The 17,476-nt window shown below is 56.8% G+C and carries 14 protein-coding genes; all 14 read right to left on the bottom strand.

Going from position 1 to position 17,476, the window contains the following annotated elements; genetic code table 11:
• Positions 1-3: 3 nt before the first annotated feature.
• Entirely contained in the window at positions 4-507 is a 504-nt protein-coding gene (locus NZ823_16330) for an FxLYD domain-containing protein (protein ID MCS6806694.1), read from the bottom strand.
• 181 nt (positions 508-688) lie between these two features.
• Positions 689-3,136, bottom strand: a complete 2,448-nt coding sequence (gene priA / locus NZ823_16325; GenBank protein MCS6806693.1) for a primosomal protein N' — start codon at positions 3,134-3,136, stop codon at positions 689-691.
• 73 nt (positions 3,137-3,209) lie between these two features.
• Positions 3,210-3,839 (bottom strand): outer membrane lipoprotein chaperone LolA, encoded by a 630-nt coding sequence (gene lolA / locus NZ823_16320; protein MCS6806692.1) that lies wholly within the window; start codon positions 3,837-3,839, stop codon positions 3,210-3,212.
• A gap of 98 nt (positions 3,840-3,937) precedes the next feature.
• On the bottom strand, positions 3,938-5,548 hold the full coding sequence (locus tag NZ823_16315; protein MCS6806691.1) for a S41 family peptidase: 1,611 nt from the start codon (positions 5,546-5,548) through the stop codon (positions 3,938-3,940).
• Positions 5,549-5,709: 161 nt separating this feature from the next.
• Complete coding sequence (locus tag NZ823_16310; protein ID MCS6806690.1) at positions 5,710-6,138, bottom strand: CBS domain-containing protein; 429 nt, start codon at positions 6,136-6,138, stop codon at positions 5,710-5,712.
• Positions 6,139-6,238: 100 nt separating this feature from the next.
• Positions 6,239-6,502 (bottom strand): hypothetical protein, encoded by a 264-nt coding sequence (locus NZ823_16305; GenBank protein MCS6806689.1) that lies wholly within the window; start codon positions 6,500-6,502, stop codon positions 6,239-6,241.
• A 2-nt stretch (positions 6,503-6,504) separates the two neighbouring features.
• On the bottom strand, positions 6,505-7,866 hold the full coding sequence (locus NZ823_16300; GenBank protein ID MCS6806688.1) for a phosphomannomutase/phosphoglucomutase: 1,362 nt from the start codon (positions 7,864-7,866) through the stop codon (positions 6,505-6,507).
• On the bottom strand, positions 7,857-8,948 hold the full coding sequence (locus tag NZ823_16295; GenBank protein MCS6806687.1) for a sugar phosphate nucleotidyltransferase: 1,092 nt from the start codon (positions 8,946-8,948) through the stop codon (positions 7,857-7,859). Before NZ823_16295 ends, NZ823_16300 begins: the two co-directional genes overlap by 10 nt.
• 120 nt (positions 8,949-9,068) lie before the next feature.
• Positions 9,069-10,031 carry a threonine/serine dehydratase gene (locus NZ823_16290; GenBank protein MCS6806686.1) on the bottom strand — a complete coding sequence of 321 codons (963 nt, stop codon included), beginning with the start codon at positions 10,029-10,031 and terminating at the stop codon, positions 9,069-9,071.
• Positions 10,028-11,047, bottom strand: a complete 1,020-nt coding sequence (locus tag NZ823_16285; protein ID MCS6806685.1) for an ABC transporter ATP-binding protein — start codon at positions 11,045-11,047, stop codon at positions 10,028-10,030. The genes NZ823_16290 and NZ823_16285 overlap by 4 nt, the downstream gene beginning before the upstream one ends.
• Before the next feature lie 888 nt (positions 11,048-11,935).
• Positions 11,936-12,298: a response regulator gene (locus NZ823_16280; GenBank protein MCS6806684.1), complete on the bottom strand. Its 363-nt coding sequence runs from the start codon at positions 12,296-12,298 to the stop codon at positions 11,936-11,938.
• 48 nt (positions 12,299-12,346) lie between these two features.
• Positions 12,347-13,720: a sigma-54 dependent transcriptional regulator gene (locus NZ823_16275; protein MCS6806683.1), complete on the bottom strand. Its 1,374-nt coding sequence runs from the start codon at positions 13,718-13,720 to the stop codon at positions 12,347-12,349.
• A gap of 12 nt (positions 13,721-13,732) precedes the next feature.
• Positions 13,733-15,898, bottom strand: coding sequence for an ATP-binding protein (locus tag NZ823_16270; GenBank protein ID MCS6806682.1), 2,166 nt, complete (start codon positions 15,896-15,898; stop codon positions 13,733-13,735).
• Between the two features lie 479 nt (positions 15,899-16,377).
• A complete protein-coding gene (locus NZ823_16265; protein ID MCS6806681.1) occupies positions 16,378-16,887 on the bottom strand; it encodes an HNH endonuclease in 510 nt (169 codons plus the stop codon).
• Between the last annotated feature and the right edge of the window lie 589 nt (positions 16,888-17,476).

Genomic DNA, 17,476 nt, shown 5'->3' with positions numbered 1-17,476 from the left:
GATTCACGGCTTGAATCGCAAGCCGGTCAACACGACTTGCGCGGCTGCCGGGACCGAGCCTGCCGGGATGCTATCCACGTTCACCCGCACCAGCATGGATTCGCCCGGCGCCAGTTGCCGACGCACGCGCGGGACAGGCCGCGCTGTGCGCTCGGCGATTTCATTACCGGCTGCATCGTAAACGACCGCGCGCACTTCGACATGATTCAACGTCTTATCACCGCGATTGTGTAAAATCGCGTTGGCGACCACGATGATCTGTCCCAACAAGTTCTCCGAACCTTGTGGGTCTTGTTGTTCCAGCTCGACGAATTTCAAATACGAATCGAACTCAGGCGAGCCAGCGCGGTATGGCTCCGATTCGATCGTCGCCTTGGATTCGTAGCGGTGGTTCAGGTAGAGAAAGACAGCCAGCAAGACGGCGAACACGGCTGCCGTGATGGCGACAATTTTGATGGAGCGGCCACGCGACAACTTTGCTTCCGACTCCAGCGGCGATTCAAACATAACCCTTTTCTCCTTTCCGGCTAATGTTAGCACGGCCTGCGAAGAGACAACAACCGACGAGCGCCGGCCTGGGTGCTGGTTCAGGTCGGCGCTTTGTGGCAACGCTGTTGGCTATTGTCTCCAGCCAATCCAGCGTTTTTTGTGATCCTTGGTAGCACATTCTGACTCCATGCGTCCGCGCCTACATCAAATCAACGGGGTCCACGTCAATGCTGATGCAATGCGTATCAAAGCCGGCCCGGCGCGTCTGCTTGAACGCCCATTCGATTGCCTGACGGGCGGCCGCTCGCTGAATGCTCTTGATGATGACGTGACGGCGGAACTCGCCGCGCAACCGAGTCAGCGGCGCTGGGGCGGGACCGAGAATGCGCACTGCCGAAGCCGAGGACGCAGCCGCGCGCAGATGCCTGGCAAATTCATCAGCAATGGCGCTGGCCTTCTCCGCGTGACGATGACGAATCAACGCCAAGATGAGCGTAGTGAACGGCGGATATTGGTACATCTGACGGAAGCGAATCTCCTGTTGATAGAAGCCTTCGTAATCTTGCGCCTGCGCGAAGCGCAGCGCGTAGTGCTCAGGATAGTAGGTTTGAATGATGACTCGGCCGGGCGCATCCCCACGACCGGCGCGACCGGCCACCTGCGTGAGCAGTTGGAAAGTGCGCTCAGCGGCGCGAAAATCGGGCAGCGCCAAGCCAGCATCAACCGACACGACCCCCACCAACGTCACATGAGGAAAGTCATGCCCTTTGGCAATCATCTGTGTTCCCACAAGCGTGTCAATCGAGCCGGCAGCGAACTCGGTGATGATCCGCTCGTAGCTGCCCCGCCGACGCATGGTATCTCGGTCCATGCGCGCCACCTTCATCTTGGGAAACATCTTTTCCAATCGCGCCTGAATTTGCTCGGTCCCGACGCCAGCATAAAAAATGAATTGGCCACCGCACACTTCGCACACAGTGGGAGGCGCGGTCTGATAGTTACAATAGTGGCAGATCAACGTGTTCAGTTGTTTGTGATACGTGAGCGAGACATCGCAGTTGACACAACGGCGCGTCAGGCCGCAGCGGCGACACAACACCAATGGGGCAAATCCACGGCGATTCAGCAGGATGATGGACTGCTCACCGCGCGCGTGCGTTTGCCTGAGCGCTTCAATCAGCTCATCAGAGAAAATCTGTTGTTTCCCTTGTCGGGTAAAGACCTGCCGCATATCAATCACCTGAACGCCGGCCAGTTGCCGTCCGCCGATGCGCTCACCCATCGGCACATAGGTGTATTTGCCGATATGCGCGTTGTGATAGGTCTCCAGCGAAGGCGTCGCGCTGCCCAGCACAGCCACGGCATTTTCCTTGTGCGCACGCATGATGGCTGTATCGCGACCGTTATAGCGAGGCACGTCTTCCTGCTTGTACGAAGTGTCATGTTCTTCATCCACAACCACAAGCCCCAACCGCTGGAGCGGGGCAAAGACAGCCGAGCGCGTGCCAATGACAACAGGGGCCAAGCCCTGGCGAATGCGATTCCATTCGTCAAATCGCTCGCCCTCTGACAACGATGAGTGCAGGATGGCCACACGCTCGCCAAAGTGTGAGCGCAGTCGCCGACTGAAGACCGGCGTGAGCGAAATCTCCGGCACCAGCATTAACGCCGTCTTGCCCAGCCGTAAAGCGGCATGCATAGCGCGAATGTAGACTTCGGTTTTGCCGCTGCCCGTCACACCATGCAACAGAAAGGCTGCATAGCGTCCAGCCTGCAACGCCGCCTCAATCGGTTGCAACGCGGCCTGCTGTCGTTCGGTCAGCTCGAACCATTGTGGCGGGCCGACCTCGATGTGTTTAAGCGGGTCGCGGCGCACTGGCTGCGCGACGATTTGAAGAACGCCGCGTTTTTCCAACGTGCGAATGACCGACGGGCCGACCTCAGCGCGGTCGGCAAGCTCGCCCAGCGGAAGCGGACCGCTGGCCGCGCGCAATACCTGGATCACGCGCTGCTGTTTCTCCGTCAGCGTCGGCTCCAGCGCGGCGTCGAGCCGAAGCTGCGCCATATTTTGCAATTTCGGTTTGACGTGAGGCTGGCCAACGCCGAAGTGTCGCTGAACGTAACCGGCCAACTCCAACGCACGGGCAATGGCGCGGGCGCGCGTCTTACCAAATTTCTTTTGCCACTGGCTCAATGCCACAGAACCATGCTCGGCGACCATCTGCAATGCTTGCGCTCGTGTGGAAGTGCGAAGCCGAGCCGAGCTCATTTTACTCAGGGCAGCCTCTCCTTCCGGCGTCAGCGAGAAGAGAATTTCCGAGGCCACCCCCAAGCCTGCCGGCAACGCCGCGCGAATGGCTTCTCCCCATGATGAGCCATAAAACTCTGCCAACCAGCGCGTCAGTTCCAAAATGTTCTGCCCGACAATCGGCTCCTGATCAATCAGGTGGAGCACGCCCTTGACGCGGGCATCGGCCAGCGATGGATCAAGCGACGTGTTGACGCCGACAATGTAGCCTGTCAGCGGTTTGTTGCCAAACGGGACCACGACGCGCGCGCCCACACAGGCGCTGCTCTGCCACGGCGGAGGCAGTCGGTAGGTGAACGTTTGGTTGACCCCGAGTGGGAGCGCCACGTCAATATACATAACGACTGTCAGGTGTCAGCATGCAAGACGCAATCAGCAGGCGTCAAGCTGGCGGCGCATCACGGACGGCAGATTATTGTTTGTCAGCCTCCACGACTTGCACATTGGGTGGGATGGTAAAACTAAACTGAGCCGGCGAGACAGCCACATTCTCCTTGACGTTGGACAGCAGAAAGTCGGAGCGCGCGCCGCCAACTTCCATCACTGAGATGCGACGCAGCTCATACGTGGTCGGCACAATTTCAAGCAGCAACTCAGCAAACACGGCGTATCGCTTTTGTGGCGTGAGTCGGATGATCAAATTGCCGGCTTGGACCGGCGTTTCGCTCTGGCTCAGTTCAAAGCGAGAAAAGTATTGGCGCAGGTCTGAGCGCCCCAGCAGAAAGATGAACGAGATGCGAACGTCGTCAGCCTCTTTGATCCTTTGACGCGCCACTTGTCGCTCGGCCGGGACGTACAGATAAACCGTCTTGCCGTCGCAGATAAACAATTTTTCCTCTGGGCTGGTGTACTCCCAGCGCATCAAGCGCGGGCGTTGCAACCAGACATAGCCTGACTCACGATAGGTGCGGGAACCGGGCGCTCGATAAATGTGCGTGAACTCGGCAGCGAGTGTATTGAGGCGCGCATATTTCTTCTGCACCAATTCCAGGATCGCTGAAGGAGTTTGTTGAGCAGAGACCGGCGGCGCCAACGCCATCATCAACAGGAACAATACCGCGCACGAGCAAGCACGAAGCAGGTAGCATGGATTGTGCGGTCGGCGCGGCGCGGGTTGACGGAGTGACCGGTGGTTCGCCATTAGGATTTGCTCTTAGCCTGGCGCAGGTTCTTGACTAATTCTTTGGCCTGCGGCACCGAGCGGACGGCATGCTCAAGTTGTTCGTCATGAGTGAGAGCCACACGATTGCCGGCTTCTGCGCCGAAGCGCGCGGTGACGACTTCCTCGCGGATGCGTTGTAGGGCATACTGCTTATGCGTCTCCAGCTCAGCGGCGCTCAATTGGAATTCGCGTCGCTTGTCAACAAACTGACGGAACGCGTGCCACACGCCGTCGTTGATCTCCACCTCTGGAATGGTGTCAGGACGCGGCGTCTGCGCTCGTGTGACGCGCCATGAGGCATATCCTTGAATCTGTCCGGCCACCAGATGGCGCACAAATTCAAAGGTCGCGGCAAACACCTTGGCGCGGACGGGATCATTGGGTGTCGGCACAAGCACGTCGGGATCAATGCCGCCGCCGCTATAGACGGGACGCCCACCATCGGTGGTGGAGGCAGGACCGGTTTTCTTCTGGGTCTGGTTTGGGCCGCGCGAGACATAGTAATCGTAGACCGACAGCTTGCTGTAATCGCGCTGAATTAACCGCCCTGCCGGCGTGTAATAGCGCGCCGTCGAGAGCGTGACCGCGCCGCCTTCACCCCGCATGATGGGATAAACCGTCTGAACAAGCCCCTTGCCGAAGCTCGGTTCTCCGACAATCAGCGCGCGGTCATGATCCTGCAAAGCGCCGGCGACAATCTCCGAAGCCGACGCAGAAGCTTGATTGATCAGGACCACCAACGGGAAATCATCAGGATTTGACGAAAGCGCGCGATACGGCGGGCGCGAGCTGCGACGCCCTTTGACTTCTACAATCACTTCGCCCGGCTGAAGAAATCGGCTGGCCACCTGCACCGCCTGATTGAGCAACCCCCCGGGATTGCCCCGCAAATCCAGAATCAGCGATTCCATGCCATCTGCTTTGAGCTTGCTAATGGCCTCATTCAACTCGTCAATCGTGGTCGCCTGGAAACCGCGTGTTAGTCCAATATAGCCGACGCCAGGACGAATCATGAACGCATTCTGCACGCTCGGTAACGGCACCGGTTGACGCCGAATGTGAAACGTCAGCGGGGCGGGTTCGCCAACCCGCTCAATTGTCAGCTTGACCATCGTGTGACGCTCGCCACGAACCTTTCGGGCCACTTGCGAAGTTCCCCAGTCAACCACCGGGATGTCATCAACCGCGAGGATGGCGTCCCCGTACCGCAATCCCGCTTCTTCCGCCGGCGTATTGGGCAAAACCGATAAAATATGCACGCGACCGTTGCGACGATTGATATTGACGCCGATGCCGTAAAAACGGCTCTCCTGCTCGCGTCGCATCTCAGCAAATTCCTTGGCATCGAGGTAGCTCGAATGGGGATCGAGCGCCAGAAGCATGCCTTGAATCGCCGACTCTGTCAGTCGCGTTGTATCCACCTCGCCGGCGTAGTAATTTTTCGCCAGCTTGTAAGCCTCTTGGAAGTCCCGCTCAATCCGCGCCGGTGTGGTCGGTTGCTGAGCCGATGCCCGGTTCACCAAGATATTGCCAACACCCACAACGACGCTGATCAATACGAGCGTCAGCACCGCCGTTCGTTGTCTCATACTTCTGCGCCTCATCATCAGAATATCCACGCCTACTATAACACACCCGTTGATCGCTTGTCATTCAGTTGGTGAGCCATCGTGGCGCGCGCTTGGTCAGCCATCGTGGCGCGCGTGTCGCTGGCCTACTCAGTCAGGCTCTAGGAGCGGCGCTTGCACGATTACGCCATGAACATGTTGTGATAGAAGCGGAGCATTTCGTCGCGTTCGGCTTTGTCAATCTTGAGCAGATCACCGATGGCCACTGTGCCGAGCGGCTCGCCGCGCTCAGAGACCACCACCAGATGCTGAAAGTCGTTTTCCAACATGGTCACCAAACACTCAGCATAACTGGCATCGGGCGTGACCGTCATCGGATCGGACGTCATCACTTCACTGATGCGAGTCGTTTTGGGGTCCTGCCCCTGAGCCAGTACTTTGGTGAGGAAGTCCCAGTTGGAGACGATACCAACCACACGGTTGTCCTTACACACCGTCACGGCGCGGACGTTCCACTCAGCCATACGCCGCGCCGCTTCATGCACGGTATCATCCGGGTGAACACAATAGACTTCGGTTCTGACGGTGATAATTTCACTGATTCGCTTCATAGCACTCCTCCAAAAATAGCCACAGATTGCTCATGGAACAGTGGACAGTGGAGAGTTGCATGAGATTGAACGCTCGTCCATACTGACCACTTGCCACTGCTCACCGCCCACCACCCACTAACCATTGCCCACCGCCCACTGAGCACCAACCACTGACCACTAACCACTCAAGCTGATTAGGTTGCGGCGCGAAAGTTACACGCACCGACCATTGACCAACAACAACGAGCACTAACCACTGCTCACCAACCACCGTCCACCGTCCACTGACCACCCTCCACCGACCACTGACCACCCTCCACCGTCCACTGACCACTGCCACTGTCCACTGATTTTGAGCATCAGCACGCTCATTTATGCGCACCTTTATGCACACATCAGTTGGTTGAGTTTCGCTTCAACAGTCTGGCGAATCTGTTGCAGTCGTTCATGGTCTGTGGCTTCAAACCGCAAGACAAGCGCCGGCTGCGTGTTGGAAGCGCGAACCAGGCCCCAGCCGCCGTCGAACAGAATCCGCGCGCCATCAATATCAATCACCGAATACTCTTGTTTGAACACTGCCACCAGTTGTTCAACGACGGAGAATTTTTTCTCATCAGGACACTCAACGCGAATTTCCGGCGTGGCCACCATCGGGGGCACGCCGGCCAGCAGCCCCGACAACGGTGTCTCGGTGTTAGACAAAATCTCCAGCAAACGCGCGCCCGCGTAAATGGCATCGTCGTAGCCAAAATAGCGGTCGGCAAAGAAAATGTGGCCGCTCATTTCACCGGCCAAAGCAGCCCGCTCTTCTTTCATCTTGGCTTTGATCGGCGAGTGGCCAACTTTCCACATGATCGGACGACCGCCATGCTGAGCGATGTCGTCAAATAGCGTCTGTGAGCATTTGACCTCGCTGATGAACGTGGCCCCCGGTTGCTCTTTGAGAATTTCGCGGGCAAAAATGATCATCAGTTGATCGCCCCAGATGATGCGGCCTTGCTCATCCACCACGCCGATACGGTCGGCGTCGCCGTCATAGGCGATGCCCACGTCGGCCTTTTCTCGCAACACCGTTGCAATCAGGTCTTGCATGTTTTCCACCACCGTCGGGTCGGGATGATGATGGGGAAAGCGGCTATCCGGCTCGCAATATAGTTCCACCACATCGAAGCCCAGTTGGCGATACAACGGCGCTCCGACAAAACCGCCCATTCCATTGCCCGCGTCCACGACAACCTTGACGCGCCGCGAACCAAGCCGCAAACGACCGATGACGTGTTGCTGATAGAGGTTGACGATCTCTCGTTGCTCAGAGGTGCCGGGGGCAGCCGCGACGAAATCTTCCGTTTCCATCAGGCGACGAAGCTGCTGAATCTCATCGCCGTAAATCGTCGTCCGCCCCAAGGCGACTTTGAAACCGTTATACTCCGGCGGATTATGACTGCCCGTAATCATGATGCCACCGCCGACGTCAATCATGAACAAGCTGAAATACAGCAGCGGCGTCGGCACCATGCCGATGTCCACAACATCGCAGCCGGTTTGCATCAATCCTTGCGCCAGTACGTCGCGCAAGTGGGGCGAACTCTCCCGCCCATCGCGGGCCAGCGCGACACGGCCAACGCCATGGCGCCGATAGTGCGTGCCGCAGGCTCGCCCCAGATTGTACACAAACTCATCGGTCAAATCCCGCTCGACTAGACCTCGAATATCATATTCACGAAACACGTGGGAATTTACCTGCATGACGAATCCCTCTCCCTCTTATTATTTTGCTCATTCAGCGCCTCGGTAATACGGCGTACCTCCTGTGACCGTTTCAAGTCAGCAACCAGGACGGCGTCAGGCGTATCCACGACGAGCACGTCATTGACGCCGAGCAAGGCAATGACGCGTCCGGTTCGTGAATAGACAAAACTGCCGCGCGCATCCACCAGCAAGGCTGCTGCGTCATTGAGATTGGCTGCCGTGTCGTGTTCATCCCGACGCAGCTCATAGAGCGCTTCCCAACTGCCGACATCGCTCCAACCAAACGTGCCCGGCACAACGTAAACTGGCCGCGTGGTGTGCTCCATGATGCCGTAATCAATCGAGATGCTCGGCCAGCCCGCGTAGACCTCAGCCAGCGCAGCCGGATAACTTGGCTGGCCCAGGTGCGGCCGTAACCGCCGCAGCCCCGCTTCAATGACCGGCAAGTGTTGCTGCATCTCTTGCAAAATCGTATTGGCCGTGAAAACGAATATCCCACTGTTCCAGAGATACCGTCCACTGCGCAGGTACTCAAGAGCCGTCGCCGGGTCTGGTTTTTCAACGAACCGTTCAACGCGATACACGGGATGCGACGAGAACGACTCATGCGGCGCGCCCATCAGGATATAACCATAGCCGGTCTCCGGGCGCGTTGGCGTGATGCCAATGGTCACAATAGCGCCCGATTGCGCCAGGTGGACAGCGGTCAGTAGCGTTGCGCGAAACGCCGATTCATCGGCAATGAAATGATCGGCCGGTAAAACGACCATCGGTTCATCGCCGGCCTGTTGTTGAACATGCAGCGCCGCCAAGCCGATGCACGGCGCCGTGTTTCGTCCAACCGGTTCAGTCAATATGTGAAGACGGCGACCGGCAAACAAGCGTTCGGTCAACGCGCGATGGCGCTCGTTAATGACCAAATAGGTTTTTGCTTCATCGCCCAACGCTGCAACGCGCGCAAACGTCTGCTCGATCAACGTGGCCGAGCCGATGATATTGAGAAATTGTTTCGGCTGAGATTCACGGCTAGCCGGCCAGAATCGCGTTCCTGAACCGCCCGCCATGATGACGATGTACATACGCTAGTCCCCGCTTTGTTGACGCCGCTTCGTTGACGCCGCTGCTTTGTCGCTCACCGCTTTGATTTCATCATAAAAGCTGGTCGGCGTCAAACGCTCGCGTCATGATCGGATCAGGCGTTACCTTAAAAGCTCTCGCAACGAAGCAACGGTGATATTGGCTCCGCTCAGCACCAACGCGACCTTGCGGCCGCGCAAGGCCGACTTCAATTGACACGCCGCCGCCAGTGGAGCCGCGCCAGCCGGTTCCGCCAGACTGTGCGTCAGGCTCAGCATCTGAACAACGGCCTGGCGAATCTCCTCATCGCTGACCAGCACGAAATCGCTGAGGTTGCGCACAAGGATGTCAACCGTCAATGCGAATCCTTGCCGTGTGGCTAAGCCTTCAGCAAACGTGTTCATGAACTCGGTGCGTTGCGGGCTGCCGCTCTTCCACGACAAGTAGACTGCCGGCGCTGCCTCTGACTGCACGCCGATGACCGCCGTTTGCGGATTCAATGCCTTGACGACAAGAGAAATGCCCGCTGCGTTGCTGCCGCCGCCGACCGGCACGATGATCGCGTCCACGTCGGGCGCGTCTTCGAGAATTTCCAACCCAATCGTTCCCACGCCGGCAATCAGGTGAGGCTCATTGGCTGAGTGAATATACCGATAGCCTTGCTCGATGGCCAGTTTCTCGACGTACTCGCGGGCTTCATCAAAATCCTTGCCATGGAAGATTACCTCAGCGCCCATGTGCTGCATAGCGGCGACCTTGTCGGGATTGGCGCGCTCCGGCATGGCCACAATAGCGCGCACGCCAAACAGTCGCGCTGCATAAGCAATGGATTGTCCGTGGTTGCCGGTTGAAGCGGTGATGACACCTCGACGTCGTTCCTCATCGCTCAGTCGCGCCATCAGATTGATGCCGCCTCGCACCTTAAAGGCACCGACCGGCTGGTAATTCTCGTGCTTGACGTAGGCCGTGCAACCTAACCAGGAAGACAATGCCGGGTACTCATACAGCGGCGTGCGCGGTAGATACCGACGGATCAACTGTCGCGCTTCCAGAATCTGCGTCATGGTAGGAATAGCCATCGTCATGCTGCTGTCTCCAGTGATGGTGTCTGAACGGACGAACCGCGCGCCACACAACGAACCTGATGTCCCGGACTGACCGTGGTGAACAGAATATCGCCCTGCCGACAACTGGGCTGCACTTCCGGGCATCGCGGCGCAAACGGGCAGCCCGGCGGCAAATTCAGCAGACTGGGCACAACTCCTTCAATCGTTTCTAAACGGCGTGGCTGCGCTGACGGCGCAGTCGCCAGCGTTGGCGCGCATCGCAGCAATCCTCGTGTATAGGGATGTTGTGGGTTCTTGAAGATGTCTCGTGTCGTTCCACTCTCCACAATGCGACCGGCATACATCACAGCCACGTGATCGGCTGTTTCGGCCACCACGCCCAGATCATGGGTGATCAGCAGCATGGATAGGTTCATCTCGCGACGCAACTGCATCAGCAGCTCCAGGATTTGCGCCTGAATGGTGACATCCAGCGCCGTCGTCGGTTCGTCGGCAATCAAGATGTCAGGGCGACAAGAGATTGCCATGGCAATCATGACCCGTTGGCGCATGCCGCCCGACAGCTCATGCGGGTAGCTCTTGGCGCGTCGCTCAGCATCGGGAATGGCCACTGCTTTCATCAGCGCAACGGCTCGCTCCCAAGCCTCGCGCTTCGTTATAGCGTTGTGCACGAGGATGGCTTCAGCAATTTGATAGCCGACCGTGTAAACAGGATTGAGCGACGTCATCGGGTCTTGGAAGATCATGGCGATGTGCCGCCCACGATGCCGGCGCATGGTCTCCGGATCGAGGCTGAGCAGGTCGGTGCCATTGAATAGGACTTGACCACCCACGATGCGACCGGGCGGCGAAATTAAGCGCAGCAGAGATTGACCGGTCACAGACTTACCACAACCGGACTCGCCTACGAGTCCTAATGTTTGGCCCCGCTTCAGCGTGAAGCTGACTCCATCAACAGCTTTGACGACCCCCTGGCGCGTGAAAAAGTAGGTTTTCAACTCACGCACATCAAGAAGGTTGATTGACTCGCTCATAGGCTTGGGCATTTTCTCGCACGGCGTGCCAATTGTCCAGAGCGAGCCGATGAGCATCTGCTTGGTGCATCTTTGCGCGGCGAGGCGACCGAGTTCAAACGAGTTCAACCGGCGCGATGCTCAACGCCTCGCCGGTTGCGGCCCAAAACGGCGACGCGACCGGGACCTTCCGAATCCCGGTCGCGCTGGGTTAGGGCTGTATGAGAAGGAGAGAAGAGAGAATGATGAATTCTTATGATTGCATTCGACTCGGACCGGGCAGCGTCAGCATGATACCTATTGCCTGTGCTGAGCGTGGCCCGGCCGTCGGTCGGGTCTAGCTTGAGCCAGCTTGCGTGCAAGCTCAAGCGTTGTTCTGTAGCCTCTCTCACTCCCGAGCCTTTCTCCTTATTATTTCTTGAACTCGGGCAACTACGCCGTAGTGTTGAGCAAAGACTGTGCCAAAGCGCACAACAACCCATAGGATTTTGCTTTATGCTTTCCAACCACCACACGATCAAGAGGTTGATGGACACTGGCTAACAAAGATCAGACCTGAGGCTTTGCTTTCTCATGTCTCATTTTGCAACATCCAACTCATTCTGCGACGCCTGTTCCACAATTGTGCAACACTTGGCATGAAGACTGCTGTTGCTCACGCGAGCAAATTCCAGGGCGATATAGCCCGCGTGAGAGTGTAGTGTTGATGTGTGGGTGGAGTCTTCAAATGCGGACGGCTCAAGTGGTGTCGGCGACGCCTCACAGCAGCTCGCTACACGTGCAACGCCTGGACAGCCGTGAATCCACGGATCACAAACCACGAACCACGATCCAGGAATCACGAATCACGATCCACGATCCACGGATCACGAACCACGAATCACGATCCACGAACCACGATCCACGTCCTCAGGTGCTGGGCAAGAGTTGTTTAATGGCAGCGATGACTTGTTCGCGGTTGAATGGCTTGGCGAAGTAGTGTTTAATGCCAAGTTTTTTGGCCTGCAATTCTGAGGCGCTGATAGACCATGCTGTCAGAATGATGATCTTCGTTTGCGGATAAGCTGAGCGCACGAACTGCACAAGCTCGATGCCTGATACCGGCATCATCTTTAGGTCGGTTATGAGCAAATCGTACGGTGCTTGCCTGAAGCGCTCCATCGCTTCCAGGCCGTTTTCGGCCACGTCAACATGATGACCGAGACCTTTGCACATGATGCGCAAGACTCGGCGAATCGGCTCTTCATCATCTGTAATGAGGATTCTGGACATGGCGTTCCTTGAATGCGCGCGGTTGCGCTGGCTACGGCACCGTCGGCCTCATTCCACAAAGAGTCGCTTGGACAAGCCGTATTTTCTCATCCGGCGCCACAGTGTGGCTCGGCTCATGCCAAGCGCCTCGGCCGCTTGAATAATGGACGAACTATCTTTGATCGCGCTGACGATCAGCCGGCGTTCTTCTTCTTCCAGTTGCTGGCGGCGATTGTAGCGTTCTTCCGGCGCGACGTTGCGACCTGCTTTGCTATTTTCCCTGAGTCGCTGCGGTAAGTCTTCAGGCATAATGAGCGGCCCCGAACAGATGGTCACCGCATGTTCGACGATATGCGCAAGCTCACGCACATTGCCGGGATAATCGTAATTCAGCATCAAGGCGAGTGCCTCCTGAGAAAATTCGACGCCCTCGCGCCCGTCGCGTTCAGCAAAGCGTTTCAGGAAATGCTGGGCCAGTTCCGGAATGTCGGCGCGTCGCGCGCGCAACGGCGGCAAGTGAATGGAGACCACGTTGAGCCGATAGAACAAGTCTTCGCGGAATGTTTTTTCTCGAACGGACTGTTGCAGGTCTTGGTTGGTGGCCGCCACGATGCGGATGTCTACATAGGAAGTTTGGTTTTCGCCCAGCCGCCGCACCATGCGGTCCTCAATGACGCGCAGCAGCTTGGTCTGCAGGGCCAGCGGCATGGTGCCGACTTCATCCAGGAAGAATGTACCGCCGTCGGCTTCCTGAATCAGCCCTTTGCGGCTGTTGATCGCGCCGGTGAAGGCGCCCTTGACGTAGCCGAACAACTCGCTTTCCAACAAGTTTTCCGGGAAAGCCGCGCAGTTAATGGAAACGAACGGGCGATCAGCCCGCCGACTGAGCATGTGAATGGCGCGCGCCATCACGTCCTTGCCGGTGCCTGTCTCGCCGGTAATCAACACGGTGGCATCTGTTGGAGCTACTTTTTGAATCAGCGCCAGCGCTTTTAAGAGTTCTTTGGATTGGCCGACGATGCCGTCAAAGCCCGTGTGACGTCCAACCTCTTCACGCAATGCCAGGACTTCGCTCTCCAGTTGCTTGGTGCGCAGGACATTCTTGACGCGATGTAACAATTCCTCGCGGTGAAAGGGCTTGGTGATGTAATCGCAAGCTCCCAGCTTCATGGCCTCAACAGCCGAATCAACGGTGCCAAACGCGGTGATCATCATGACCTCGCTCTGCGGATAAGTCTTCTTAACCCGCTCCAGCAAGTCGAGCCCGGAGTCGCCGTTGAGGCGTAGGTCCATGAGAATCAGGTCGTAGCTGCGCTGCTCCAATTGGGCCCACGCTTCCTGCGACGTGGCTGCTTCATCAACCTCATAATTTTGGCGTTTCAGGGTGAAGGCTAACGTCTGACGAATCGGTTGCTCATCATCCACAATCAGTATTTTCGACATAGTCCCACAACCTCACTTAGTATTCGTTCGTCTCTCTGCCTCGGTGTCCACGGGCAGCAAGATACGCATAATCGTGCCGCGGTTGACTTGGCTTTCAGCTTTGATCATCCCCCCGTGAGCTTCGATAATGCGACGTGCGACAGCCAATCCTAGCCCTGTTCCTTGCGCCTTGGTGGTATGGAACGGCTCAAAGATTTTTTGCAACTGGCCTGGGGCAATCCCAACGCCATTGTCGCTCACCGCAATTTCCAAACATGGTTTGGCAAATCCGTTGTAACCGTTGGGCAACCATCGGGTCATGACCTGAACTTGACCGTTGCCGTTACGGACAGCCTGCACGGCATTCAGGAGAATGTTCCATAAGACCTGCTCGACAGCGTCAGGATCAATCAACGCCAGCGGCATATCACTAGCGAATCGCTTGGTCAATTGAACGCCATTCTGGAATCGCGCATCGCTACGCATCGAAGCCATCAAACGTTCGACCAATTGATTGATGTCAACCGGACGCTTCTCCAGGCTGATGGGCCGCGTAAACGACAGCGTGTTCTGAATGATCTTACTGAGCCGTGTAGACTGAGATGTGATAATATCGAGCAATTCCTGATATTCCTCTGGCAGCGACAATCCCTCCTTCAGTTCCTGCGCTGCCGCATGCAAAGCGCTCAGTGGATTGCGAATCTCATGGGCAATCGTCGCCGACATTTTGCCGATGGCAGATAATCGTTCGTGTTCGATCAACCGTTCCTGCGTTTGCTTCAACTGCTCATAGGATTGGCGCAGCTCGCGTTCGGCTTGTTCCAGCTCACTGGTACGCTTGCGAACTTCTAACTCCAACCGCTCGGTGTAATGTTGCAGTTGGCGTTCCAGTTTCACTTTCTCGGTGATGTCCTGAAAGACGAGGACGATTTGCTGGGTATTCTGGTCATCGGTGGTGGAAATCGGCGCTGCGCCCATCAGCAGATTGATCTTGCGGCCATCGGGTCGCACCAGTGTGACGTCATCCGTGACGCTGCTAATGCCGGCCAGAACAGCTTTCCCGATGGGCAACTCGGCCAACGGATACGGCTCGCCGCTGGGCTGACATAAAGCATACGACTCGGATAAGATCGGCACCACGACGCCCGGAGCGAGCGGCTGACCGAACAAACTGCTGGCATTGCGGTTGGCAATCACCACCTTGCCTGAATCAGCTTCAATGACACACACGCCCGCCGGGACGCTTTCCAAAATCATTTCAATGCGGCGATATTCATGCTCAGTCTGCTGGAGCGAGGACTGAATCGTCTCATACAACCGGGCGATCTCTTCGTTCTGTTGCTCCAGCTTGCGACTTTGTCGAGTCAATGCCAGCGTGCCAAAGGTGAGCACGATGACGATCCCAAAGCCAAACACCTTGGTGAGCCAATTGTAGGGAATCGTCAGCCAGTCAAACACCGGCACACCGGCGTGTTGAATCACGGCCGTGGCGGGAAATTTCACCACCCATTCCGTCTGCCCAATGCGGATTGGCAAGGCTACTGGCGGATTCTTCTCTAAATCTTTCTGGAACTGGCCTCCAAGCACCGTGCCATTACTATCCTCCAACTGATATGGCACATCCGATTCGATCAACGGTTCGATCACGTCGCGTGTGATCGTTTTGATTGAGAAGACAGCCTGGATCAATCCGACCACGCCCCGCTCGCTGGCCACCGGAACGAACGCGATCAATGAGGATGGCCTTTTGCCACTGCCGCCTGATGGATCGGCAACGACCATCTTCTTTGTTTCGACAGCGCGCTTGGCCGCCGCGAGCAGCCCTGATGAGTTATCCAACTCAAAGCGCGGGTCGGCAGGACTCGGATAGACATACTGCGTGCGATACGAGCGATCAATGTAGTTGATCCGCTCCAGGCCCTGCGTCTTTTCCACGAGGCGGCGTCCATAATAGGCATGCGTGGTAGCGTCTTTGATCACGCCGCCGGCATAGAGGTCTGCCAACGCTTCGACTCCATTGATCCGCTCCGTCAATAGGTCGGAGATTTTTCGACTCAACTGACTCTGGATTCGCATAATCGCTCCTTCCGCCATCCGCTTGGGATATTGCGGCAGAGCAATCATCAATCCCGCCGTCAGCGAAATCCCTAAAATGATAGTGAGCCCGCTAATGCGCTCCGTCGTGAAAAAACGCTTCATGATGTAAAGATGCTCCTCGCCCCTGACCACGACCACGTGCCACAAGACGGCCGGCCACCTCTACTTCTGACCTTGCAGTGCCTCAGTGTTGCAAATGACGTGCCACACCGTGACACTTGAAACGTCTGCCAATCGTCGGCAATGGCCATGATAATGAGCCTGTTATCCAGCGGAGGGCCAAATGCTCAGGTAGCCTGCTGTAACAGGTGTTTCAGGGCTGCGATTCGAGTTTCAGGAGAGAAACTATGGTGTGGGTTGCCGAAACACAGTCTTTTCAAGCTCACGTTGATGGGTCACCGGTCAATTTGAGGCTTATATTTGGCTCGGCCAAGCATGGCCTTTTCAAGCTCAGGAAGGTAATAACAGCGGCCTCGGTCAAAGACCGTCCGGTTAAAACAAACGCTGTTGTCTTTTGACTCGCCCAGGAAGGTCATGGCAGCGGGCTCGCTCAGAAAACGTCGGCGAGCCGCACGCCGCCATTACAGGATCAGATACTTACGCCACGATTCTTGATGGCGACCCAGGTGCAGCAGAATTTGATGGCCGACTCGCCACGACAACGCCTGACGATGCTTGAGCAGTTTCATGCCAACTTCTTCCGGCAGCCGGTCGCCTTTTCGCGCATTGCACTTGCGACAGCAGGTAACCACGTTGTCCCAGGAGGTGCGACCACCTCGCGCACGAGGCAGGACATGGTCAATAGTCAGCTCTGAAGGGTTGAGTTTGCGCGCGCAGTACTGACAAGCGTACCCATCGCGCAACAGCACATTGCGGCGTGAGAGTTCTTTGCGTTCATAAGGGATGCGCACATACTCAACCAGGCGAATCACCGATGGCACCGTGAACGACTGACGCGCTGAATGGATCACGCGATCAGTCAGCTCCTCCGGTCGAGCTGTCCCCTTAAAGATCAGGACCAGCGCCCGACGAACCGTCGTCACATTGATAGGCTCGTACGTGGCATTGAGCACGAGCACAGGTCCTTTCATCAAATTTTTTCCCTCAGCCAAAATCATGAGCGATTATTATAGCCAAAATCGGGGCAATGCCTAGAGAAAATTTTTCGCCCGCTGAACTGGGCAAAGGGTCTTCTCTACTGAGTAGCACGATGCCCTGAGCTTGGCGAAAATTTTTTCAGTCGCTGAGACTGCCAAAGGCCTCTCTACTTGCGGAAGAAAAGACCACGTTCTTTGCAGGAGCGTTGCCGCGTGGATGTCTGCTCAAGTGTGGCGTTTTGAACGGAGCGAGCGACGGCGGCAGCCGCCCACCAGCGGGTAGCCAGACGTGAAACGTCTGGGTGGGCGCCATCCCCAATCCCTCGCGCCCTGAAGGGGCGCGACCCGTTCCCCATCGGCTCGTTCATGCTCACCATTCGCTGGCTGAGAAGGCGCACGTCTCGGCGCGTCTCCAACGCGCCTCTCTGGCTTGCTCTGCTGTCGTAATCGTTTCAAATTTTGTGCTTGAAAGAGAGGGATTCCTCTGGCAAGCTGTAATACTTTTAAGGAAAATGCTTGCCGGAGGAAGCCAAATGCAGCGATATATTATTCCCATTGTAAAGGAAGAAGCGCAAGTGGATCG

The organism is Blastocatellia bacterium (genome assembly GCA_025054955.1).
Classification (GTDB): Bacteria; Acidobacteriota; Blastocatellia; order HR10; family J050; genus JANWZE01.
Note: the sequence above shows the minus strand (reverse complement) of the source record. Positions and strands in the feature narration are given on the sequence as shown.